General features: G+C 71.2%; 22 protein-coding genes. 17 read left to right on the forward strand and 5 right to left on the reverse strand.

Features of this window, described 5'->3' with window-relative positions:
• Nucleotides 1–44: 44 nt before the first annotated feature.
• The 4 genes from AMY39116_RS0312955 (at nucleotide 45) to AMY39116_RS0312970 (ending at nucleotide 6,919) form a co-directional block, all read left to right on the forward strand.
• On the forward strand, nucleotides 45–980 hold the full coding sequence (locus tag AMY39116_RS0312955; protein ID WP_020418081.1) for a S8 family peptidase: 936 nt from the start codon (nucleotides 45–47) through the stop codon (nucleotides 978–980).
• Nucleotides 981–1,374: 394 nt separating this feature from the next.
• On the forward strand, nucleotides 1,375–4,749 hold the full coding sequence (locus tag AMY39116_RS0312960) for a pyruvate carboxylase (protein WP_020418082.1): 3,375 nt from the start codon (nucleotides 1,375–1,377) through the stop codon (nucleotides 4,747–4,749).
• Nucleotides 4,750–4,792: 43 nt separating this feature from the next.
• Entirely contained in the window at nucleotides 4,793–5,596 is an 804-nt protein-coding gene (locus AMY39116_RS0312965) for an arginase family protein (protein ID WP_027935871.1), read from the forward strand.
• A gap of 30 nt (nucleotides 5,597–5,626) precedes the next feature.
• The gene (locus AMY39116_RS0312970; protein WP_039791467.1) at nucleotides 5,627–6,919 is read left to right on the forward strand and encodes a cyclopropane-fatty-acyl-phospholipid synthase family protein; all 1,293 of its coding nucleotides are present in this window, start codon (nucleotides 5,627–5,629) and stop codon (nucleotides 6,917–6,919) included.
• Here the strand turns inward: AMY39116_RS0312970 and AMY39116_RS0312975 are convergent.
• Complete coding sequence (locus AMY39116_RS0312975; protein ID WP_020418085.1) at nucleotides 6,916–7,905, reverse strand: LLM class flavin-dependent oxidoreductase; 990 nt, start codon at nucleotides 7,903–7,905, stop codon at nucleotides 6,916–6,918. The genes AMY39116_RS0312970 and AMY39116_RS0312975 overlap by 4 nt on opposite strands.
• Nucleotides 7,906–8,228: 323 nt before the next feature.
• Between AMY39116_RS0312975 and AMY39116_RS0312980 the strand changes: the two genes are divergently transcribed.
• Nucleotides 8,229–8,423, forward strand: coding sequence for a hypothetical protein (locus AMY39116_RS0312980; protein WP_020418086.1), 195 nt, complete (start codon nucleotides 8,229–8,231; stop codon nucleotides 8,421–8,423).
• A 35-nt stretch (nucleotides 8,424–8,458) separates the two neighbouring features.
• On the opposite strand, the gene AMY39116_RS0312985 is transcribed toward AMY39116_RS0312980, so the two are convergent.
• Both AMY39116_RS0312985 and AMY39116_RS0312990 read right to left on the reverse strand, forming a co-directional pair.
• Nucleotides 8,459–9,394 (reverse strand): glutamate ABC transporter substrate-binding protein, encoded by a 936-nt coding sequence (locus AMY39116_RS0312985; protein WP_027935872.1) that lies wholly within the window; start codon nucleotides 9,392–9,394, stop codon nucleotides 8,459–8,461.
• Between the two features lie 113 nt (nucleotides 9,395–9,507).
• Nucleotides 9,508–11,637 (reverse strand): ATP-binding domain-containing protein, encoded by a 2,130-nt coding sequence (locus AMY39116_RS0312990; protein ID WP_020418088.1) that lies wholly within the window; start codon nucleotides 11,635–11,637, stop codon nucleotides 9,508–9,510.
• 118 nt (nucleotides 11,638–11,755) lie between these two features.
• On the opposite strand from AMY39116_RS0312990, the gene rsmD reads away from it, so the two are divergent.
• The 12 genes from rsmD to AMY39116_RS0313050 all read left to right on the forward strand — a co-directional run bounded on the left by rsmD (nucleotide 11,756) and on the right by AMY39116_RS0313050 (nucleotide 19,382).
• A complete protein-coding gene (rsmD, locus tag AMY39116_RS0312995) occupies nucleotides 11,756–12,328 on the forward strand; it encodes a 16S rRNA (guanine(966)-N(2))-methyltransferase RsmD (protein WP_020418089.1) in 573 nt (190 codons plus the stop codon).
• Nucleotides 12,329–12,348: 20 nt separating this feature from the next.
• Nucleotides 12,349–12,831, forward strand: coding sequence for a pantetheine-phosphate adenylyltransferase (gene coaD, locus AMY39116_RS0313000; RefSeq protein ID WP_020418090.1), 483 nt, complete (start codon nucleotides 12,349–12,351; stop codon nucleotides 12,829–12,831).
• A gap of 83 nt (nucleotides 12,832–12,914) precedes the next feature.
• Nucleotides 12,915–13,337 (forward strand): ribonuclease domain-containing protein, encoded by a 423-nt coding sequence (locus AMY39116_RS0313005; protein ID WP_020418091.1) that lies wholly within the window; start codon nucleotides 12,915–12,917, stop codon nucleotides 13,335–13,337.
• A gap of 160 nt (nucleotides 13,338–13,497) precedes the next feature.
• The gene (locus AMY39116_RS0313010; RefSeq protein WP_020418092.1) at nucleotides 13,498–14,220 is read left to right on the forward strand and encodes a DivIVA domain-containing protein; all 723 of its coding nucleotides are present in this window, start codon (nucleotides 13,498–13,500) and stop codon (nucleotides 14,218–14,220) included.
• 50 nt (nucleotides 14,221–14,270) lie between these two features.
• Nucleotides 14,271–14,858: a DUF177 domain-containing protein gene (locus AMY39116_RS0313015; protein ID WP_020418093.1), complete on the forward strand. Its 588-nt coding sequence runs from the start codon at nucleotides 14,271–14,273 to the stop codon at nucleotides 14,856–14,858.
• A gap of 76 nt (nucleotides 14,859–14,934) precedes the next feature.
• Nucleotides 14,935–15,117: a 50S ribosomal protein L32 gene (gene rpmF / locus AMY39116_RS0313020; RefSeq protein ID WP_017987516.1), complete on the forward strand. Its 183-nt coding sequence runs from the start codon at nucleotides 14,935–14,937 to the stop codon at nucleotides 15,115–15,117.
• Between the two features lie 14 nt (nucleotides 15,118–15,131).
• Complete coding sequence (gene rnc / locus AMY39116_RS0313025; protein WP_084506093.1) at nucleotides 15,132–15,872, forward strand: ribonuclease III; 741 nt, start codon at nucleotides 15,132–15,134, stop codon at nucleotides 15,870–15,872.
• Nucleotides 15,873–16,045: 173 nt separating this feature from the next.
• The gene (gene mutM, locus AMY39116_RS0313030; RefSeq protein WP_027935873.1) at nucleotides 16,046–16,909 is read left to right on the forward strand and encodes a bifunctional DNA-formamidopyrimidine glycosylase/DNA-(apurinic or apyrimidinic site) lyase; all 864 of its coding nucleotides are present in this window, start codon (nucleotides 16,046–16,048) and stop codon (nucleotides 16,907–16,909) included.
• An 18-nt stretch (nucleotides 16,910–16,927) separates the two neighbouring features.
• Complete coding sequence (gene idi, locus AMY39116_RS0313035) at nucleotides 16,928–17,473, forward strand: isopentenyl-diphosphate Delta-isomerase (protein WP_020418096.1); 546 nt, start codon at nucleotides 16,928–16,930, stop codon at nucleotides 17,471–17,473.
• A gap of 23 nt (nucleotides 17,474–17,496) precedes the next feature.
• Nucleotides 17,497–18,483 carry an alpha/beta fold hydrolase gene (locus AMY39116_RS0313040; protein ID WP_020418097.1) on the forward strand — a complete coding sequence of 329 codons (987 nt, stop codon included), beginning with the start codon at nucleotides 17,497–17,499 and terminating at the stop codon, nucleotides 18,481–18,483.
• Nucleotides 18,484–18,629: 146 nt separating this feature from the next.
• Nucleotides 18,630–18,833: an alpha/beta fold hydrolase gene (locus AMY39116_RS0313045; RefSeq protein ID WP_235716117.1), complete on the forward strand. Its 204-nt coding sequence runs from the start codon at nucleotides 18,630–18,632 to the stop codon at nucleotides 18,831–18,833.
• A gap of 105 nt (nucleotides 18,834–18,938) precedes the next feature.
• Nucleotides 18,939–19,382, forward strand: coding sequence for a hypothetical protein (locus AMY39116_RS0313050; protein ID WP_157358541.1), 444 nt, complete (start codon nucleotides 18,939–18,941; stop codon nucleotides 19,380–19,382).
• 45 nt (nucleotides 19,383–19,427) lie between these two features.
• On the opposite strand, the gene AMY39116_RS0313055 is transcribed toward AMY39116_RS0313050, so the two are convergent.
• Nucleotides 19,428–19,949, reverse strand: coding sequence for a general stress protein (locus AMY39116_RS0313055; RefSeq protein ID WP_020418100.1), 522 nt, complete (start codon nucleotides 19,947–19,949; stop codon nucleotides 19,428–19,430).
• A 77-nt stretch (nucleotides 19,950–20,026) separates the two neighbouring features.
• The gene (asnB, locus tag AMY39116_RS0313060) at nucleotides 20,027–21,862 is read right to left on the reverse strand and encodes an asparagine synthase (glutamine-hydrolyzing) (RefSeq protein WP_020418101.1); all 1,836 of its coding nucleotides are present in this window, start codon (nucleotides 21,860–21,862) and stop codon (nucleotides 20,027–20,029) included.
• Nucleotides 21,863–21,865: the final 3 nt, after the last annotated feature.

Below are 21,865 nucleotides of genomic sequence, written 5' to 3' on the forward strand. Positions count from 1 at the left end.
ACGGCCCGAGTTGTGCCTGATCCACAGCGGAGCAACGCTGAGGCGTGCTCAAGACTGGATTACGCGCGGTCATCGGTTCGGCACTGCTCGTCCTCGCCGCCGTGGCGCCGGCTTCGGCCGCGCCCGGCGCGCAGCAGAACCCGCCGAGCTGGGCCCTGGACCGGATCGACCAGCGCGACAAGGCCGTTGACCAGACGTACCACTACGACAGCACCGGCGAGGGCGTCACGGTGTACGTGATCGACACCGGTGTCGACGCGGCGCTGCCCGACCTGGCCGGGCGGGTCGACCCGGGCAAGGACTTCGTGGGCGGCACCGACAACCCGGCCGACGGCAACGGCGACGGCACGCGGATGGCCGGGATCGTGGCGGGCAAGGAGTTCGGCGTCGCGAAGGCCGCGCGGATCGTGCCGGTCAAGGTGCTCGACGACAAGGGCAACGGGCGGCTGAACAACATCATCTCGGGCATCGACTGGGTCACCCAGAACGCGAAGCAGCCGGCGGTCGCGGTGATCGGTTTCGGCGGCCCGGCGTCCGACGGGCTGGACAACGCGGTGCGGCGGTTGATCGGCGTGATGCCGGTGGTCGCGGCGGCGGGCTGGTCGGGAGTGGACTCGTCGTTCTCGTCCCCGGCGCGGATCCCCGAGCTGCTGACCGTCGGCGCGGTCGACCGGACGGACGCCTTCGCGCCGAAGTCCAACTTCGGGCTGGGGGTCGACCTGCTCGCGCCCGGGGTGGACGTCCCGTCGACGGCGCCCGGCAGCACTGCGGCGACGCCCTTCTCGGGCACCTCGATGGCCGCGGCGTTCGTCGCCGGCGCGGCCGCGCTCTACCGCGAAAAACACCCCGACGACACACCCGAGCAGGTCGTGAACGCGTTGATCAACAACTCCACGCCGGACGTGCTGACGGGCCTGCCGCAGGGCACCCCGAACCGGCTGCTGTATACGCGGTTCGATGAGTCCGCCCAGGAAGGCTGAGTCTCGACGTCGTTCGGGGCGCCACCACGGCGTCATCGCGGGGAGGCAGATCGTCGACGGTGATCTGGCCCTGCAGCAACTCGACGGCACGATCAGAGGTGATCCGGTCGGGCCCCCAGGCTTCCATGACGCCCGGCGCCCAGGCCCAGGTGCTCACGCGACCAGCGCGCGGCTTCCCGCGCAGCGGTTGGCCCGTCCACCTCGCCCGGGAACGTCAGCGGTCCGAGAGCCGGTAGCCGCCCCGGGGAGAGCTGAAAGCCGAAATACCCCGTACTTCTGTGCGGCATGCGCACGTCCCGGATGATGTCCATCACCCGGGACAGAACTCCCGACGAGCGGGATCGGCAGGGTAACGTCACAGCACTACCGATCCGTGAACAGGGAAGGACCGGGCATGTTTCGCAAGGTGCTGGTCGCCAACCGCGGGGAGATCGCCATCCGGGCGTTCCGCGCGGGCTACGAGCTGGGCGCGGGCACAGTGGCGGTGTTCCCCCACGAGGACCGCAACTCGCTGCACCGTCTGAAGGCCGACGAAGCCTACGAGATCGGCGAGCCGGGACACCCGGTCCGCGCCTATCTCGACGTCGAGGAGATCGTCGGCGCCGCGCGGAAAGCCGGCGCGGACGCGGTCTACCCCGGTTACGGATTCCTGTCCGAGAACCCCGATCTCGCGCGCGCGTGCGAGGAAGCCGGCATCACCTTCGTCGGCCCGAGCGCGGAAATCCTGGAACTGACGGGTAACAAGGCACGCGCCGTGGCGGCCGCCCGCGACGCCGGCGTGCCGGTGCTCGGCTCGTCCCAGCCGTCGACCGACGTCGACGAGCTGACCGCGGCCGCCGAGGAGATCGGGTTCCCCGTGTTCGTCAAGGCCGTCGCCGGTGGTGGCGGCCGCGGGATGCGCCGCGTCAACGACCCCGCGCACCTGCGCGAGTCGGTCGAGGCCGCGATGCGCGAGGCCGAATCGGCCTTCGGCGACCCCACCGTGTTCCTCGAAAAGGCTGTCGTCGACCCGCGGCACATCGAGGTCCAGATCCTCGCCGACGGCGCGGGCAACGTCATCCACCTCTTCGAGCGCGACTGCTCGGTGCAGCGGCGCCACCAGAAGGTCATTGAGCTGGCCCCGGCGCCGAACCTCGACCCCGAGCTGCGCGACCGCATCTGCAACGACGCCGTCGCGTTCGCCCGCAAGATCGGCTACCGCAACGCGGGCACCGTCGAGTTCCTGCTCGACAAGGACGGCAACCACGTCTTCATCGAGATGAACCCGCGCATCCAGGTCGAGCACACGGTGACCGAGGAGGTCACCGACGTCGACCTGGTGCAGTCGCAGCTGCGCATCGCCGCCGGCGAGACCCTGGCGGACCTCGGCCTGTCCCAGGAGAAGGTCTACCTGCGTGGCGCGGCCATGCAGTGCCGCATCACCACCGAGGACCCGGCCAACGGGTTCCGCCCGGACACCGGCATGATCAGCGCCTACCGCTCGCCCGGCGGCTCCGGCATCCGCCTCGACGGCGGCACCGCGTTCGCTGGCACCGAGATCAGCGCGCACTTCGACTCGATGCTGGTGAAGCTCACCTGCCGCGGCCGCGACTTCAAGACCGCGGTGGGCCGCGCCCGCCGTGCCCTCGCGGAGTTCCGCATCCGCGGCGTTTCCACGAACATCCCGTTCCTGCAGGCCGTGCTGGACGACCCGGACTTCGCGGCCGGGCGCGTCACCACCTCGTTCATCGAGGAGCGCCCGCACCTGCTGACCGCGCGGCACTCGGCCGACCGCGGCACGCGCCTGCTGACCTACCTCGCCGACGTCACGGTCAACAAGCCGCACGGCGAACGCCCGCGGCTGATCGACCCGACCACGAAGCTGCCGTCGCTGCCCTCGGGCGAGCCGCAGGCCGGGTCGAAGCAGAAGCTGACCGAGCTGGGCCCGGAGGGGTTCGCCCGCTGGCTGCGGGAGTCGCCGACGCTGGGTGTAACGGACACGACGTTCCGCGACGCGCACCAGTCGCTCCTCGCGACCCGCGTGCGCACCAAGGACCTGCTGGCCGTCGCGCCGGTCGTGGCGCACACCCTGCCGCAACTGCTGTCGCTGGAGTGCTGGGGTGGCGCGACCTACGACGTCGCGCTGCGGTTCCTCGCCGAGGACCCGTGGGAGCGGCTGGCGCAGCTGCGTGAAGCGGTGCCGAACATCTGCCTGCAGATGCTGCTGCGCGGGCGCAACACCGTCGGCTACACGCCGTACCCGACGGAGGTGACCAACGCCTTCGTCGAGGAGGCCACCAACACCGGCATCGACATCTTCCGCATCTTCGACGCACTCAACGATGTCGAGCAGATGCGCCCGGCCATCGAGGCCGTGCGGGAGACCGGGAAGGCCGTCGCCGAGGTGGCGCTCTGCTACACCTCGGACCTGTCCGACCCCGGCGAGAAGCTGTACACGCTGGACTACTACCTCAAGCTGGCCGAGCAGATCGTCGGCGCGGGTGCGCACGTGCTGGCGATCAAGGACATGGCCGGCCTGCTGCGCGCGCCCGCCGCGGAGAAGCTGGTTTCCGCGCTGCGCAAGGAGTTCGACCTCCCGGTGCACATCCACACCCACGACACCGCGGGTGGTCAGCTGGGCACCTACCTCGCGGCGATCAACGCGGGTGCGGACGCGGTCGACGGCGCGGTCGCGTCGATGGCCGGGACCACCTCGCAGCCGTCGCTGTCGGCGATCGTCGCGGCCACCGACCACTCGGCGCGGCCGTCCGGGCTGAGCCTGCGCGCGGTCGGCGACCTGGAGCCGTACTGGGAGATCGTGCGCAAGATCTACGCGCCGTTCGAGGCGGGCCTTGCCTCGCCGACCGGCCGCGTGTACGACCACGAGATCCCCGGCGGCCAGCTGTCCAACCTGCGCACGCAGGCGAAGGCGCTGGGCCTTGGCGACCGCTTCGAGGAGATCGAGGCGATGTACGCGGCGGCCGATAAGATCCTGGGCCACCTGGTCAAGGTCACGCCGTCGTCCAAGGTGGTCGGCGACCTCGCGCTGCACCTGGTCGGCGCCGGTGTCGAGCCGGAGAAGTTCGAGGCCGAGCCGAACCGCTACGACATCCCGGACTCGGTGATCGGGTTCCTGCGCGGCGAGCTGGGCGACCCGCCCGGCGGTTGGCCGGAGCCGTTCCGCACCAAGGCGCTGGAGGGCCGCGCCGAGCCCAAGCCGGTCGCCGAGCTGTCCGCCGAGGACCGCGAGGGGCTGGCCAAGGACCGTCGCGCGACGCTGAACCGCCTGCTGTTCCCCGGGCCGACCAAGGAGTTCGAGGAGCACCGCCGCGCCTACGGCGACACCAGCGTGCTGCCCAGCAAGGACTTCTTCTACGGTCTGCGCCCGGGCGAGGAGTACGCCGTCGACCTGGAGCCCGGCGTGCGGCTGCTGTTCGAGCTGGAAGCGGTCGGCGAGGCCGACGAGCGCGGCATGCGGACCGTGATGGCCACGCTGAACGGCCAGCTGCGCCCGATCCAGGTGCGCGACCGGTCGGTGGCCGCGGACCTGCCCGCCGCGGAGAAGGCCGACAAGTCCGACCCGAAGCAGGTCGCCGCGCCGTTCGCGGGTGTGGTCACGCTGTCGGTGGCCGAAGGCGACGAGGTCGCCGCGGGCGCCACGGTGGCGACCATCGAGGCAATGAAGATGGAGGCCGCGATCACCGCGTCCGAGTCCGGGAAGGTCGCCCGCCTGGCGATCAACTCGGTCCAGCAGGTCGAGGGCGGCGACCTCCTGATCGTGCTGGAGTAAAACCGCGTGCGGCGGCACCCGTGCCGTCGTTAGGGTCGGCGCCGTGCTGATCCAAGCGGTGCCGCAGTGGCAAGGGGCCCGGACACCCCGGGCGGGCGATCTGCCCGCGGGGTGCCGGGCCCTTTCCGCGTTCGCGGCGGAGGTTCTCGGGGCACCGGTGCGCGAGGTGCGTTTGGAGGCGGGCGAAACACCCGTCGTGGAGGGCGTCGCGAACCGGGAAGCGTTGCTGGACAACAAGAAGCGGCACGCCGAAGCGCTCGCCGACGGCCCGGTGCTCACCGTCGGCGGGGACTGCGCAGCCGACCTGGTGCCGGTCGCCGCCGCCCGCGCCCGGCACGGTGAGCGGTTCGGCGTGGTGTGGTTCGACGCGCACGCCGACCTCAACACCCCGGCCAGTTCACCGTCGGGCGCCTTCCACGGGATGGTCCTGCGGTCGCTGCTGGGCGACGGCGATCCCGCGTTCGCGGCCGCGCCCGCGCTGGAGCCGGGCCACGCGGTGCTCGTCGGCGCCCGGGCGTTGGACCCGGCGGAACGGGACGAAATCGAGGCGGGCCGGGTCCGGCTGGTTACGGGAGAACCGTCGCGGATTGTCGCGGAAGTCCGCGATGCCGGTATCGAACGGCTGTACGTCCATGTTGATCTCGACGTTCTGGACCCGTCCGCGTTCGCCGGAATGGACTACCCGGAACCCGACGGGATGAGCGTGACGCAGCTCGTCGACGGGCTGCGCGCGCTCGCGGAGTTCGAGGTCGTGGGCGCGGGCGTCACCGAATGCGTTTCCGGCAAACGGGAGGAACTGGCGATTCTGGCACCCGTGCTGCACACCATTGGTGAATTACTTCGCTAATACAAGCGATTTCGCGCGGCGCGTGCTTGAATGAGGTTCGTGGGTAGCGCAGGCGGAGTCGCCGGCGCCGTTGGTGAACTCCTGCACACGGCGCTCGGCCAGGTTGTCCCGATCCGGATTCGTTGCTGGGACGGCAGTGAAACCGGCCCGCCGGACGCGCCGGTCCTGCACATCAGGCACCGCCGGGCGCTGCGCCGGCTGCTGTGGGCGCCGAACGAACTCGGCGTCTCGCGGGCGCATGTCGCGGGCGAGCTCGACGTCGAGGGGCCGTTCGTGGAAGCCCTGGAACGGCTGCACGACCTGGTCTACGACGTCGACTTCGACGTGGACCTGACGTGGTCGCTGCGGCGCGATCTCGCGAAGGCGGCGCTGAAGCTGGGCATCGTCGGGTTCCCGCCGAAGCCGCCGCCCGAGGAGATCAAGCTCGCCGGGCGCATGCACTCCCGGCGGCGCGACGCGGCCGCCATCTCGCACCACTACGACGTCGGCAACGACTTCTACGCGCTGGTGCTCGGGCCGTCCATGACGTACTCGTGTGCGGTGTGGGCGAAGCCGGAGACCACGCTGGAGCAGGCGCAGACCGCGAAGGTCGACCTGGTCGCGCGCAAGCTCGGCCTGCGCGAAGACATGCGGGTGCTCGACGTCGGCTGCGGCTGGGGCACCTTCGTCATCCACGCGGCCAAGGAGTACGGCGCGCACGCGGTCGGCGTCACGCTGTCGCAGGCGCAGGCCGACTTCGCCCGCAAGCGGGTCGCCGAGGAGGGGCTGTCGGACCTGGTGGAGATCCGGGTGCAGGACTACCGCGAGGTGTCCGACGGGCCGTACGACGCGATCTCCAGCATCGGGATGGCCGAGCACGTGGGCGCGTCGATGCTGCCGGTGTACGCGAAATCGCTGTTCGAGCTGCTGCGCCCGGAGGGACGGCTGCTCAACCACGCCATCTCGCGGCACCCGTCGGTGCCGCCGCGCGACCAGAAGACGTCGTTCATCGACCGGTACGTCTTCCCGGACGGCGAGCTGGAGCCGGTCAGCGTGATGGCGGGCGCGCTCGAAGAGGCCGGCTTCGAGGTGCGTGACGTCGAGGCGCTGCGCGAGCACTACGGGCGCACGTTGCGCGCGTGGGTCGCCAACCTGGAGGCGAACTGGGACGAAGCCGTTCGCCTGAGCGGCGCCGGACGGGCCCGCGTGTGGCGGCTGTACATGGCCGCGTGCGCGCTGAGCTTCGAAAGCGGCGCGATCGGGGTGAACCAGATCCTCGCCGTGAAGCCGACGGCGCGCGGCGGCAGCGGGATGCCGCCGGTGCGCAGCGCCTGGCTGTCTTAGTCGCGGGCGAGGCCGGCCACCAGCTCGTAGGAGCGCAGGCGGTCGGCCTCGCCGTGGACCATCGTGGTGATCATGATCTCGTCGGCGCCGGTGTCCGCGACCAGCGTCTCCAGGCCCTTCCGGACGGTCGACGGCGAGCCGTGGATCGTCGTGCCGAGGCGCTCGTCCACGAAGTGCCGGTCGATGTCCGAGTACGGGTACTCGGCGGCCTCCTCGGGTGACGGCAGCGGGATCGGGTTGCCGCGGCGCAGCTGCAGGAACTGCAGGCCGCTCGGCCCGGCCAGCCACCGCGCCTGCTCGTCGGTGTCCGCGCAGATCACCGCCGCGCCGAGCATCACGTAGGGCTCGGACAGCGCCTCCGACGGCCGGAACGACTCGCGGTACAGCTCGACCGCCGGGATCGTGTTGCGCGCGCTGAAGTGGTGGGCGAAGGCGAACGGCAACCCGAGCGAGCCGGCCAGCCGCGCGCTGAACCCGCTCGACCCGAGCAGCCACACCGGCGGCTTGTACCTCGGCACCGCGCGCACCGCGCCCGCGCCGTCGAAGTAGCCCATCAGCTCGGTCAGCTGCTCCGGGAAGTCGTCCGCGCCGAGCGCCTGCGGGGACCGGCGCAGCGCGAGCGCCGTGCGCTGGTCGGTGCCGGGGGCGCGGCCGATGCCGAGGTCGATGCGGCCCGGGTGGAAGGCCTCCAGCATCCCGAACTGCTCGGCCACCACGAGCGGCGCGTGGTTGGGCAGCATGATGCCGCCGGAACCGACGCGGATGGTCTCGGTGGCCGCCGCGACGTGGCTCATCAGGACGGTCGTCGCCGAGCTCGCCACACCGGGCATGTTGTGGTGCTCGGCCACCCAGAACCGGCGGTAGCCGAGCCGCTCGGCGTGCCGGGCCAGCTCGACGGACCCGCGGAGCGCGGTGCGCGCGTCCGCGCCGCTCGGGATGGGGGACAGGTCCAGCACGGACAACGCGACATCGGACAGAGGCTTCACGGCAACGTCCAACGCTGCCCCGGCCGCGGCTCTTCCCGGTTTTGTCCTACCCCTCGGCGATGGTCAGCAGACACCGCCGGGCGTGGCAGGGAACAGAAGATCCCAGGGCCGCGCGCTTACAACGGCCGGGCTTCACATCCCCGCGGTGACATCGGATCGCACGCTCCGGCTCGCACGCGCTGTCCTGGGCACCCCGGGGTCGCTTCCCCACGCCTGCCGCGGGTTCAATGGCGGGCCTCACTCTGCGCAGGGCGGTGGCGAGCGCGGCGTCGCGGGAGGACGCGTTGCCGATCTTCACCGGCGCGCGCATATGGAGCCGACAAGTGACCCGCACAGCGGGGGAATCGGAGCAGGTGGGCAAGGCGAGCGTCTCCGGCGGCCGGCTGAGCGCCATCCACCAGGCGCGCTACCTGCTCGATGCACTGCGGCCGTTCGCGGGGCGGACGGTGCGGATCGAGCACCAGGAGGGGCTGCGCCCGACGGTGTTCAATCGCCCCGCCGGACGGCGGCGCGATTGAACACCGTCGGGGTCGTCCCGATGCGTGGCTGCGTGCTACGAGCCGGGGACCGAGCCGATCGCGGGTGGGGACGGCACGCCGCCGGTCACGACCGTGCCCAGCGTCTCCTGCCAGGCCCGCTGCCACAGCCCGGCCGCCTCGATCTTGCGCAGCCACTCGTTGACGAACCGCTTGAACGAGTCGTCGTCGAGCTTGAGGCCGATGCCGTACGGCTCGCTGGTGAACGGCTGCCCGCTGATCTGCAGCTTCGAGTCCAGTTGCGCCTCGCCGGCCAGCACGGTCAGGTCGTGCACGTACGCGTCGCCCTTGCCCTGCTCCAGCGCCTGCACGCACTCCTCGGCGGTGCCGAACGTGGTGATCTTCGCGCCGGGCGCGCGCTGCTGGATCGCCGCGACGCTGGTCGTCCCGGCGACCGCGAGGACGGTCTTGCCGTTGAGGTCGCCGGGGTCGTCGATGCCGGTGGTGCCCTTGAGGGTGGCGATCGCCTGCCCGGACAGCAGGTACGGCCCGGCGAACGCGACCCGTTGCGCCCGCTCCGCGGTGATCGTGTAGATCCGGATCACCGCGTCCACCGTGCCCGTTTTCAGCATCGCTTCCCGGGTTTCCGGTGTGGTCGTCACGATGTTGACGTTCGGCCTGCCGATGATGTATTTCGCGAGCATTTTTCCAAGTGTCGCGTCGAATCCGTCGGTGCTTCCGGTGATCGGATTCCGCTGCGACAGCAGGGGCAGGTTCTCGTCGCCGCCGATGACGAGCGTGCCGCGGGCCTTGATGGCCTGCGCCGTCGGGCTGGCCGCCAGGTCCGCGTCGCTCGCTACCGGCGCTTCGCCGATGACGCCCTGACCAGCCGAAACCTCGCCGCCGGTGCTCGCGTTGTCGTCGCCCGTACAGGCGACGCCCGTCGTGAGCAACGCCACGGCGAGGCCGATCGAGGCCGCCGTACGGCGCGCAGCACGCACCCAACCTGCCATGAGGTGCTCCATCCACAGTCCCGTGACACCACGAAGAGACGGTCGGTCTCGCCGTGCATGGTAATTGCCCGGGAAATGGCGGGGGCTAACGAAGGCGTTGCGTTTTTCGTGATTTATTCCGCAGGCAGCCACTCGTCGTCGGAGGCCACGACCGTCAGCTGCTGCGTCGCGCGGGTCAGTGCGACGTAGAGCACGCGCCGCCCAGTGAGCGACTCGGTGATCAGCTCGGTCGGCTCGACCAGCACGACGGCGTCGTACTCCAGGCCCTTGGCGTCCAGGCTGCCGACGACCTTGAGCCGCTCGTCCGCCTGCCCCCGCACCCAGGCGCCGACCTCGGCGACCCGGTCCATGGCGCACACCACGCCGACCGTGCCCTCGACGGCGTCCAGCAGCTCCTTCGCCGCCGCCTGCACCGCGCTCTCCACGCTGCCGCGCTCGACCAGCCGCACGTCCGGCTCGATCCCGGTGGTCCGGACCGCCCGGGGCAGCTCGCCCTCGGCGGCGTGCCCGGCGACCACGCGGGCGGCCAGGTCGAAGATCTCCGCCGAGTTCCGGTAGTTGGTGCGCAGCGTGTAGCGGCGGACCGGGGTGCGCGCGCCGAACACCTGCGTCCGGGCCTGCGCCGCCTCCTCCGGATCCGGCCACGAGCTCTGCACCGGGTCGCCGACCACCGTCCAGCTGGCGTACTTGCCGCGCCTGCCGACCATCCGCCACTGCATCGGCGAGAGGTCCTGAGACTCGTCGACCACGATGTGCGAGTACTCGTCGTAGTGCTCCGGCCGGTGCGGCTTGCCCTGCGACCCGCGCTCCGGCGGCGCCGCGTCCAGCTCGATCTGCTGCGCCCGGCGGCGGCGCTTGGGCGGCGGGCCGACCAGCACGCGCAGCTCGTCCAGCAACGCCACGTCGGCGACCGTCCACTCGCGCTCGCGGTCGGCGAACGAGGCGGCCAGCAGGTCGACCTCGGCCGGGGTCAGCACACCGCGCGCCGCCTTGGTCAGGCGCCGCGGATCGCCCAGCCACCGCAGGATCTCGCCCGGGTACAGCACCGGCCACCACACGACCAGGAAGCGGTGGAAGTCGATCCGCTCGCCGAGGTCGTGGATCACCTCGGCGCGCTCGATCGAGCGGCCGTCGGAGCGCGCGTTCTCCTCGGCCCGGTCGGCCAGCGCCTCCAGCAGCGCCTCGGCCGCCCGCACGCGCGAGCGGTTCGGCGGCCCGCCGTGGCCGTGCACCTTGCGGCGGACCTTCTCCAGCTCCTTGCGGTTGAGCTTGAGGACGTCGCCCTTGTAGACGATCCGCATCTCGTCGGGCACGTCCGGCGGCGTGTCCCGCAGCGCCTTCGCCAGCACCTTGCGCATCCGCAGCGAGCCCTTGATCGCGGCGAGCGGCGCCGGGTCCTGCCGGTCGGTGCTGATGCCGTCGAGCACCGCGCCCAGCGCGCGCAGCTCGACGTTCGTCTCGCCCATCGACGGCAGCACGCGCGAGATGTAGTTCGTGAAGACCCCGGACGGCCCGACCACCAGCACCCCGGCCCCGCCGAGCTGGCGGCGGTACCGGTACAGCAGGTAGGCCGCGCGGTGCAGTGCCACGGCGGTCTTGCCGGTGCCGGGGCCGCCGGTGATTTCCGTGACACCGCGCCACGGTGCCCGGATGACCTCGTCCTGTTCCTTCTGGATGGTCGCGACGATGTCGCGCATCTTGTCGCCGCGCGACCGGCCCAGCGCCGCCATCAGCGCGCCCTCGCCGACCACCTGCATGTCGTCGCCGACCGCGTCCGGGATCAGCACGTCGTCGTCCACGTCGAGCACGGTCTGCCCGGAGCAGCGGATGACGCGGCGGCGCACCACGTCCATCGGCTCCTCGGCGGTGGCCTGGTAGAACGCGGCGGCGGCCGGGGCGCGCCAGTCGGTCACGAGGTTGTCGAACTCGGCGTCGCGGATGCCGAGGCGGCCGACGTAGATCTTCTCGCCGGTGGTGTGGTCGAGCCGTCCGAAGACCAGGCCCTCGTACTCGGCGTCCAGGGTCTGCAGCGTCTGGGTCGCGTGGTGGACCATCATGTCGCGCTCGAACAGCATCGAGGCCTGCTCGAAAACGGCTTCGCGCTGGGCGCCGTGGCCGATCTCGTAGCCCTTGGCACGCATCGCCTCCGCCTGCGCCCGGAGTTCGGCGAGCCGGGTGTAGACGCGGTCCACGTGGTGTTGTTCGATGGCGATCTCGGCCCGTCTGACCCGAGGTTCCGACACGCAGCGCTCCTACAGCTCACTCGCCGGCAACAGGAAGATTGACTCTACGCGTGCCCCGCGGGCCGTTCACCGGGTCCTGGGCAAAACACCGCGCAGAACACAGCGCGATGATGGGGCTGTGACGAGGATCGTGGCCGGGGCGGCGAGCGGGCGGCGGCTCAAGGTGCCGGCGCAGGGCACGCGGCCGACGTCCGAGCGCGTGCGGGAGGCGTTGTTCAACGCGCTGGAGGCGGCGGGTGAGCTGACCGACGCGCGGGTGCTGGACCTCTACGCCGGTTCCGGCGCGCTGGGGCTGGAGGCGCTCTCGCGGGGCGCGGCGGACGCGGTGTTCGTCGAGTCCGACCGGCGCGCGGTGCAGGTCCTCAAGGCCAACGTGAGCGCGCTCGGGCTGGGCGGTTCGGTGCGCTCCGGCCCGGTCGAGACGGTGCTGGCGCAGCCCGCCGACGAGCCGTTCCACCTCGTGCTGGCCGATCCGCCCTACTCGGTGGGCGCGCAGAAGATCGGCGCGGTGCTGGCCGCGCTGGGCGTTGGCGGGTGGATCGCCGAGGACGGGCTGGTGATCGTCGAGCGGGCGCTGCGCGACGGCGAACCGGACTGGCCCGCCGGGTTCGCGCCGCTGCGCACCTCGCGCTACGGCGACACGGCCTTGTACTGGGCGGAGTACGTCACTTCACCGCGCCACGGCGGGTAGAGCTTGATAGCGTCCGCCACATGCGGCGTGCGGTGTGTCCAGGCTCCTACGACCCGGTGACCAACGGCCACCTCGACATCATCGAGCGGGCGGCGAAGCTGTTCGACGAGGTCGTGGTCGCGGTCATGATCAACAAGTCCAAGAAGGGCATGTTCACCATCGAGGAGCGGCTGGACATGCTGCGCGAGATCACCGCGCACCTGCCCAACGTCCGCGTCGATTCGTGGCACGGGCTGCTCGTGGACTACTGCAGGCAGCACGACATCGCGGCGATCGCCAAGGGCCTGCGCTCGGTCAGCGACTTCGACTACGAGCTGCAGATGGCGCAGATGAACCGGGAGCTCTCCGGCGTCGAGACCCTGCTGATGTCGAACAACCCGGCCTACGGCTTCGTGTCCAGCTCGCTGGTCAAGGAGGTCGCCACCTACGGCGGCGACGTGAAGAACCTGGTGCCGGACGTGGTCTTCGAGCGGCTCACCGCGAAACTCGCCGAACGCGCCTGATCGGGCGACGACTTTCGTCGGGACTTCGGGCTCGTTCACCTGACGGCCCCCTCCAGGTAACGCGTTCGGGCTACGGTCCGAAAATGACCAACATCACGAAGTCCCGGGTGGCGGGTGCGCTGCTCGCGGTCGTCCTCACGTTGTTCACCGGGTTCGGGCCGGCCGCTCCCGCCTCGGCCGCGCCGCTGTCCGCCACTCAGGCCGAGTGTGGCGACACCTCCGGCTTCACGGTGGTCGCGCTGTCCTCGCTGCCCGCCGAGGCCACCGACACCTACGAGCTGATCCAGCAGGGCGGCCCGTACCCGTACGAGCAGGACGGGACGGTCTTCCAGAACCGCGAGGGGCTGCTGCCCGCCTGCGCGAGCGGCTACTACCACGAGTACACCGTGGAGACCCCCGGCAGCGACGACCGCGGCGCGCGCCGCATCGTCACCGGCTCGGCGGGGGAGTACTTCTACACCGGCGACCACTACGCGAGCTTCGACCTGGTGGACGTGAATTCCTGACGGTTCCCCTTGACACGCCCGCCCGTCGCCCACCACCACCCTCAACGGAGACGCTTCGCGTCGCTGACACGCCCGGTGACGCAGCGTTCCCCCCTTTCCCCGGAGAAACGGGCAGACTTGTGGTCAAGCCGGATGGGGAAAGGCCACCTAGGGAGTCGCTGTGTACCGGGTGTTCGAGGCGCTGGACGAGCTCGTCACGATCGTGGAAGAGGCACGCGGGGTGCCGATGACGTCCAGCTGCGTGGTTCCCCGCGGGGACGTCCTCGAACTGCTCGACGACGTGCGCGACGCGCTGCCCCGCGAGGTCGACGACGCGCAGGACGTGCTCGACCAGCGCGACGAGCTGATCAACAAGGCGCGCCACCAGGCCGAGACGACGGTGGGCGACGCCAACGCCGAGGCCGAGCGGGTCACCTCCGAGGCCGCCGCCGAGGCCGAGCGCATGATCGCCGACGCGCAGGCGCGCGCCGAGCAGGTCATGGCCGACGCGCGCGCGGAGGCCGAGCGGATGATCGCCGCGGGCCAGGCCGAGTACCACAACCTGACCGAGCGGGCCCGCGCCGAGGCCGAGCGCATGATGCAGGCCGGTCGCGACGCCTACGAGCGCGCCGTCGAGGACGGCCGCCACGAGCAGTCCCGGCTGGTGTCCCAGACCGAGGTCGTGCAGGCCGCGCACGCCGAGTCCGCGCGCATCGTGGACGAGGCCCACGCCGAGGCCGACCGGCAGCGCGCCGACTGCGACGCCTACGTCGACGGCAAGCTCGCCGAGTTCTCCGAGCTGCTGTCCACCACGCTCCGGACGGTCGACTCCGGCCGCAACCACCTGCGCGGCCCGTCGAGCCTCGGCCAGCGCCCCACGCCCCTGTACGACTTCCAGCCCTGATCGCGGCGTAGAGTGGTGGGGTTGCCTTCCGCCCTCTACTCAACGGACCCATGTCTCAGCACAATGACTCTTCCGACGCCCGCAACCCGTGGGTCGTCGACACCCGTGAGCTGGGCCGGCGCGCCGGCCTGAGCCGGACCATCCAGCGCACGGCGCCCACCGCCGTCGAGTGGGGCGTGCCCGATGTGATCGTGGTGCCGAAGGGCGCCGAGGTCGAGCTGGACCTGCTGCTCGAGTCGGTGGTCGAGGGCGTGCTGGTCACCGGCTCCGCCGCGGTGCGGACCACCGGCGCCTGCTCCCGCTGCCTCGACCCGATCGACGACGAGGTCGAGGTCGAGCTCACCGAGCTGTTCGCCTACCCCGACTCGACCACGGACGAGACGACCGACGAGGACGAGGTCATGCGCCTCGTCGACGACCGGATCGACCTCGAACCGCTGGTCCGCGACGCCGTCGTGCTGGCGCTGCCGCAGGTCCCGCTGTGCCGCGAGGACTGCCCGGGGCTGTGCCCCGATTGCGGCGGGAAGTGGGCCGATCTCGAGCCCGGACACGGGCATGAGACGATAGACCCTCGGTGGGCCGCGCTGGTCGAGCGTTTCGACGACTCGTCCTCCGGCGGGCCCGGCCGGCAAGCCTGACGGGCATCAGCTCGTAAGCACCTGAGTAAGCACGCTCGCGCCCGCGTGAGCGAACCGTGGATGAGGAGATTCAGTCGTGGCCGTCCCGAAGCGGAAGATGTCGCGCTCCAACACGCGCCACCGTCGTGCGCAGTGGAAGGCGACGCCCGTGCAGCTGGTGCCCTGCCAGAACCGGGCCTGCCGGCAGCCGAAGCCGCAGCACGTGGCCTGCCCGACCTGCGGCCAGTACGACGGTCGTCAGGTCGTCGAGCCCGCCTGAGGTCGCTGACCAGTATGGGGGGCAGGTCGAGATCGGGAGGGCCGGCCGCCGACCCGAAACCGTTGCTCGAAGCGCTCGGCGTCGAACTCGACGCCGAGCTGCTCACGCTGGCGCTCACCCACCGCTCGTATGCCTACGAGAACGGTGGGTTGCCGCCGAACGAGCGGCTCGAGTTCCTCGGTGACGCCGTGCTCGGTCTGGTCGTCACCGACCACCTGTACCGCACGCACCCCGAGCTGCCGGAGGGGCAGCTCGCGAAGCTGCGGGCCAGTGTGGTCAACATGCACGCCCTGGCCGGGGTCGCGCGGGGGCTGGGTCCCGGTGGGCTCGGCGCGCACCTGCTCCTCGGCAAGGGCGAGGAGCTCACCGGTGGCCGTGACAAGGCGAGCATCCTCGCCGACGGTCTGGAGGCCGTGATCGGTGCGGCGTACCTCGCGCACGGCATCGACGCGGCTCGCGAGCTGGTGCACCGGCTGTTCGACGCGCTGCTGGCGGAGGCGCCGCTGCGCGGTGCCGGGCTGGACTGGAAGACGAGCCTGCAGGAGCTGACCGCGTCGGCCGGGCTGGGTGTGCCGGAGTACAAGGTGGAGGACACCGGGCCGGACCACCGCAAGGAGTTCAGCGCCACGGTGCTGGTCGCCGGCCGCGACTTCGGCAACGGCAACGGCACCACGAAGAAGGAAGCCGAGCAGAAGGCCGCCGAGACCGCTTGGCGGGCTCTTTCCGAGGAGCTGAAGCCGGAGGGCTCGGAGTAGATCTCGTGCGAAGCCGGGTCGCTGCCGTTGGTGCAGCGGCCCGGCTTCGTCGTTCCCGGCATATCTCGTGCGGGTTCGGCGTTCCATGGGAAGGCCTGTCGTCACAGTGTGTCGTCGTCATGCGACCCGGTCGGACGTCGGGAATTGTCGGGGGTCGTGGATAGGGTGGTGTGGTGCCGGAGCTTCCCGAAGTAGAAGTGGTGCGCCGCGGGCTGCAGGCCCACGTGGCGGGCCGCGGGATCGCTCGTGTCGAGGTGCTGCACCCCCGCGCGATCCGCCGTCACGAGCTGGGCCCCGAGGACTTCACCGGAAGGCTCGCCGGGGCGCGCGTCGAGGCCGCGCGGCGGCGTGGCAAGTACCTGTGGCTGGAGCTGTCGGACAAGGAAGCGATCCTCGCGCACCTGGGCATGAGCGGTCAGATGCTCGTGCAGCCCGAGGGCGCCCCCGACGAGAAGCACCTGCGCGTCCGCATCCGGTTCGACGACGGCGGCCCCGAGCTGCGGTTCGTCGACCAGCGGACCTTCGGCGGGCTCGCGCTGGCCGATCTCGTCACCTCCGACGGCACGCTCCTGCCCGCGCCGATCGCGCACATCGCCCGCGACCCGATGGACCCGGCGTTCGACCCGGCCCAGGCGGTCAAGGCCCTGCGCTCCCGCCGCACCGAGATCAAGCGCGCCCTGCTCGACCAGACGCTCGTGTCCGGGGTCGGCAACATCTACGCCGACGAGTCCCTCTGGCGCGCCCGGCTGCACTGGGCCCGCCCCACCGAGAAGCTCACCCGCGCCCAGGGCGCGGCCGTCCTCGAAGCGGCCACCGAGGTGATGAACGAGGCGCTCCACGCCGGCGGCACGTCGTTCGACGCGCTGTACGTCAACGTCAACGGCCAGTCCGGCTACTTCGACCGCTCGCTGAACGTCTACGGCCAGGGCGACCGCCCCTGCCGCCGCTGCGGCACGCCCATCCGCCGCGAGCCGTTCATGAACCGGTCGTCCTACTTCTGCCCGCGCTGCCAGCCCCGGCCGCGCCGCTCCTCCTGACACCGGAAGGCAGGTCACGTGGCCCAGGAAGAACTCGTGGTGCTGCTCGACGAGCGCTTCGACCCCGTCGGCACAGCGCCGAAGCGCACGGTGCACGACGCGCACACCCCGCTGCACCTGGCGTTCTCCTGCTACGTCTTCGACCGCGCCGGCCGCGTCCTGCTGACCCGGCGCGCGATCGGCAAGAAGACGTGGCCGGGCGTGTGGACCAACTCGTTCTGCGGCCACCCCGGCCCGGGCGAGGACATGGCCGAGGCCATCGCGCGGCGCGCGAAGCAGGAGCTGGGCCTGGAGGTCACCGGGCTGCGGAAGGTGCTGCCGGACTTCCGCTACACGGCGACGGACGCGGGCGGCGTGGTGGAGAACGAGTTCTGCCCCGTGTGGGTGGCCGAGGCCGACGCGGACCCGCTGCCCGAGCCGGACGAGGTGTGCGAGTGGCGCTGGTCGGCCTGGACCGACCTGGTGGAGAGCATGAGCCGCACGCCGTTCGTGTTCAGCCCGTGGTCGCAGTTGCAGGTCCCGCGGCTCGCGGAAACTCTTTCGGCGGGGGCAACACAGCGGTAACAGCCGGCTGGTGGGCTTGCCGGGTGCGTTCCCCGGACACCGCGCTCACCGGGATCGGCCCGGACACGTTCGACCTGCGCCACCGCACGATCCACGGCTACCGGCGCGCCTACCGCATGGCGGGCAGCGGTCCCGCGTTGCTGTTCGTCCACGGCATCGGCGACGACTCGTCCACCTGGCTGGACGTGCTCGCGTCGCTGACCAGGGACTACACGGTGATCGCGCCGGACCTGCTCGGCCACGGCGGTTCGGACAAGCCGCGCGCCGACTATTCGGTGGCCGCCTATGCCTGCGGGATGCGGGACCTGCTGGCGACACTCGACATCGACCGGGTGACCGTGATCGGGCACTCGCTCGGCGGCGGCGTGGCGATGCAATTCGCCTACCAGTTCCCGGAACGCTGCGAGCGGCTGGTGCTGGTCAGTTCCGGCGGCATCGGCGCTGGCGTGCACCCGCTGCTGCGGCTCGCGGCCGCGCCGGGCGCCGATCTGGTGCTGCCGCTGCTCGGCACCCCGCCGGTGCGGGAAGGCTTGCGGCGCTTCCGGAGCCTGCTGCGGGCGGGCGGCGGGTTCGGGCTGGGGGCGGACCTGGACTACGTGATCGGCAAGTACGTGCGGCTCGCGGAGTCGACCAGCAGGCAGGCGTTCCTGCGCACGCTGCGCGCGGTGGTGGACTGGCGCGGGCAGGTGGTGAACATGCTCGACCGCAGCTACCTGACGGAGGGCATCCCGACGATGCTGGTGTGGGGGACGCGGGACCACGTCGTGCCGAGCGAGCACGCGCTGGTCGCCCACGCCGCGATGCCGGGCAGCAGGCTGGAGATCTTCGAGGGTGCTGGGCACTTCCCGCACCACACCGCGCCGCAGCGGTTTCTGGCTGTCTTGCGGGATTTCCTCGCCACGACGAGACCCGCCCAGCACGATGTGCGCCGGTGGCGGGAGCTGCTGCGCACGGGCCGCAGCCCGCGTTCCGGTGGCTCCACGCCGTTGGGCATCTCCAGTGGGAGTTGAGGATTTCCTCGCCATGACGAGGCCCGCGCGGCATGATGTGCGCCGGTGGCGGGAGCTGCTGAGCTCGGGTCACAACGCGCGTTCCGGTGGCGCCAGGCCGCTGGGCATCTCGAGCGAGAGCTGACCGCATCAGGACAGCGGTGAACATGCTCGATCGGAGATTCTTCGAGGGTGCCGGGCACTTCCCGCACCACACCGCGCCGCAGCGGTTTCTGGCTGTCCTGCGGGATTTCCTCGCCACGACGAGGCCGGCCCAGCACGACGTGCGCCGGTGGCGGGAGCTGCTGCGCACGGGCCGCAGCCCGGGCTCCGGCGGCTCCACGCCGCTGGGCATCTCCAGCGGGAGCTGACCGCATCAGGACACCGGCCTCGACGACCACCGCCTGGATGCGATTACCTCCAGGATGATCTCGGGAGGTGCGGTGAAACGGGCGCGGTGGTGGAAGCTGGGCGGCGTGGCCGCCGTGTTGGTCGCGGCTGTCGTGCTGCTCGTGGTGCACGTGTTCGACGACGACCCCGCGGACACCGCGGACGACATCGCCACGGCGCTCACCGGCGAGGACCACGCGGCCTACCGGGACCTCCACTGCGCGGACCTGCCACCGGTGGACGAGGTCAGCCTGCCCGGCCAGGGCACCGTCTCGGCGTTCACCATCGGCGACATCTCCGTCTTCGACGTGCGCCAGAGCGCGGACGACGTCGCCGTGGCCGTGTTCGTGGCCGACGGGACCGCCAGCTTCGTCATCGGTGAACTCGGCAGGGACGACGGCTGGTGCCTGCTCGACCTGTTCGCCTGTCCCGCCGCGGCGCAGCCGGCCACGGTCTGGTCCGGCCCGGACTGGACGCAGCTGCGCCGGGAAAGCGTGTGCGGCGACGTCCTGTCGCGCCCCCGCAACTGAAAGAGCCCCGGGCCGGCGACCGGCCCGGGGCTCTCCTCGGCTACCTCAGTTGAACACGTGCGTCCGCGCGGCGAGGTTCGCCAGCAGCTCGCGGCCCTTCTCGGCGTTGCGCGGCTGGCTCAGCACGTCGTAGCGGCGCGCGACCAGCTGCGTCTGCGACACGAAGTCACGCTTGCCGCGGGTGGCGCCGTAGCTGATGGCCGCGAACACCATGCTGAACGCGACACCGGCGACCAGGCCGAACAGGATCGGCAGCAGCCCGGCGCCCGGCGTGAACAGCGTCAGCAACAGGCCGACGAACACACCGAACCAGGCGCCCGACATCGCGGCGCCGCCGAGCACGCGGCCCCAGCTGAGCTTGCCGGCGACCCGCTCGACCAGCATCGGCTCGACCCCGACGATCGTGACGTCCGCCACGGGGAAGTCGTTGTCGGCGAGGTGGTCGACCGCACGCTGGGCCTCTTCGTAGGAGTCGTAGGACCCGATCGGCCAGCCGGTGGGCAGGGTCGGGAGCTGCGGGCTCGTCCGGGCGTTGGTGAAAGCGGTCTGCGTGAATGCTTGGGTCATCTTCCTCACCTCTCCTGACCTGTTCAACGCTCCCGCATACCCACTTGTGCCCCATGTCCGAACCTCACAGGGAATCCTCAGACTCGCAGCTCCGGCCGGTAGATGTCGAACCAGTGGTGCAGGTCGAGCAGCCGGTCCAGGCCGTGGCGTGTGAGGGACGTCATCGTGGCCGGGTCCTGGCCCACCGCGTCCGTCACCCACTCGCGGGAGGCCAGTTCGAACACCGGGTCGCCGGGCGTCGCCAGCACCTCCTTCGCCTGCTGCTGCAACGCCGCCGCGTACCCGGGGTCCTGCGTGGACGGGTACGGGCTCTTCACCCGGTCCACAACGGACTGCGGCAGCACGTGCTTGGTCGCGTGCCGCAGCAGGCTCTTCTCCCTGCCGTCGAACGTCTTCAGCGACCACGGCGTGTTGTAGACGTACTCGACGAGCCGGTGGTCGCAGAACGGCACCCGCACCTCCAGGCCCACCGCCATCGACGCGCGGTCCTTGCGGTCCAGCAGCGCCCGCACCATCCGCGTCAGGTGCAGGTGGCACACCTCGCGCATCCGGCGCTCCTCCGCGGAAACCCCGTCCAGGTGCTCGACCCGCGCCAGCGCCGTGCGGTACTGGTCCGCGATGTAGCCCTCGAGATCCAGCGTGGACCGCACCTCCGCCCGCAGCAGCCCGCCGCGTTCGAGAGCGCCCGTGTTGAACGCCAGCCACGGGAACGTGTCGGCGTTGCGGGCGGTCTCGTCGTGGAACCACCGGTACCCGCCGAACACCTCGTCGGCCGACTCGCCGGACAGCGCCACCGTCGACTCCGCCCGGATGGCCTTGAACAGCAGGTACAGCGAGGTGTCCATGTCGCCCATGCCGGCCGGGATGTCCCGCGCGGTCAGCACCGCCCGCCGCACCGCCGGGTCGGTCAGCGCGGCGGGGTCGAGCACGACGTCCTGGTGCGCCGAGTCGACCAGCTTCGCCACGTCCCGGATGAACGGCGAGTCCGGGGTGTCGCGCATCTCGTCGGGCTTGAAGTTCTCCTCCTGCCCCACGAAGTCGACCGAGAAGGTGCGCAGCTGCTCGCCCTCCTCACGCAGCCGCGCGGCCGCCAGGCCGGTGATCGCGCTGGAGTCCAGGCCGCCGGACAGCAGCACGCAGCGCGGCACGTCGGCGACCAGCTGCCGGTGCACGATGTCGGTCATCAGCTCGCGCACCCGTGCGACCGTGGTCTCCTGGTCGTCGGTGTGCTCGCGCGCCTCCAGCTTCCAGTACGTGCGGGTGTGCACGCCGTCCCGATCCACCCGGACGATCGTGCCCGGCTCCACTTCGGACATCCCGTGCCACAGCGACCAGCCAGGCTGCTTGGTGAAGGAGAACAGCTCCCGCAACCCGTCCGCGTCCACGATCCGCTTCGCCGCGGGATTGGCCAGGATCGCCTTCGGCTCGGACCCGAACAACACGCCGTCGCGCGTCGGGTAGTAGTAGAACGGCTTGATGCCCATCCGGTCGCGGATCATGACGAGCTTCTCGTCGCGGGCGTCCCAGATGGCGAAGGCGTACATGCCGTTGAGGTGGTCGGCGACGGACTCGCCCCACTCCAGGTACCCGTGCAGCACGACTTCGGTGTCGCTGTCGGTGCGGAAGGTGTGGCCCTTGCCCTCCAGCTCGCGGCGCAGCTCGGTGAAGTTGTAGGCCTCACCGCTGTAGACCATGGCCACCTCGCCGGCCGGCGTGGTCACCGACATCGGCTGCCGCCCGCCGGGCAGGTCGATGATCGCGAGGCGACGGTGGCCGAGTGCGGCGTGCGGGGCGATCCACGTCCCGGAGTCGTCCGGACCACGGCAGGCCATGGTCCCGGTCATGGCGTCGAGCACTTCGCGCCGTTGGGTGAGGTCGGTCTCGAAGGAGACCCAGCCGGTGATGCCGCACATGCG

It is taken from the genome of Amycolatopsis sp. ATCC 39116 (assembly GCF_000231075.2).
Lineage (GTDB): Bacteria > Actinomycetota > Actinomycetes > Mycobacteriales > Pseudonocardiaceae > Amycolatopsis_E > Amycolatopsis_E tucumanensis.

Bases quoted from the DNA above. Each gene is read 5' to 3' on its own strand.
- AMY39116_RS0312970 (WP_039791467.1), top strand. From the start codon at position 5,627: ATGAGGTTCGTGGGTAGCGCAGGCGGAGTCGCCGGCGCCGTTGGTGAA.
- AMY39116_RS0313055 (WP_020418100.1), bottom strand. From the start codon at position 19,949: ATGACCCAAGCATTCACGCAGACCGCTTTCACCAACGCCCGGACGAGC.
- AMY39116_RS0312960 (WP_020418082.1), top strand. From the start codon at position 1,375: ATGTTTCGCAAGGTGCTGGTCGCCAACCGCGGGGAGATCGCCATCCGG.
- AMY39116_RS0313045 (WP_235716117.1), top strand. From the start codon at position 18,630: ATGCTCGATCGGAGATTCTTCGAGGGTGCCGGGCACTTCCCGCACCAC.
- AMY39116_RS0313005 (WP_020418091.1), top strand. From the start codon at position 12,915: ATGACCAACATCACGAAGTCCCGGGTGGCGGGTGCGCTGCTCGCGGTC.
- AMY39116_RS0312985 (WP_027935872.1), bottom strand. From the start codon at position 9,394: ATGGCAGGTTGGGTGCGTGCTGCGCGCCGTACGGCGGCCTCGATCGGC.
- asnB (WP_020418101.1), bottom strand. From the start codon at position 21,862: ATGTGCGGCATCACCGGCTGGGTCTCCTTCGAGACCGACCTCACCCAA.
- coaD (WP_020418090.1), top strand. From the start codon at position 12,349: ATGCGGCGTGCGGTGTGTCCAGGCTCCTACGACCCGGTGACCAACGGC.
- rnc (WP_084506093.1), top strand. From the start codon at position 15,132: ATGGGGGGCAGGTCGAGATCGGGAGGGCCGGCCGCCGACCCGAAACCG.
- AMY39116_RS0313015 (WP_020418093.1), top strand. From the start codon at position 14,271: ATGTCTCAGCACAATGACTCTTCCGACGCCCGCAACCCGTGGGTCGTC.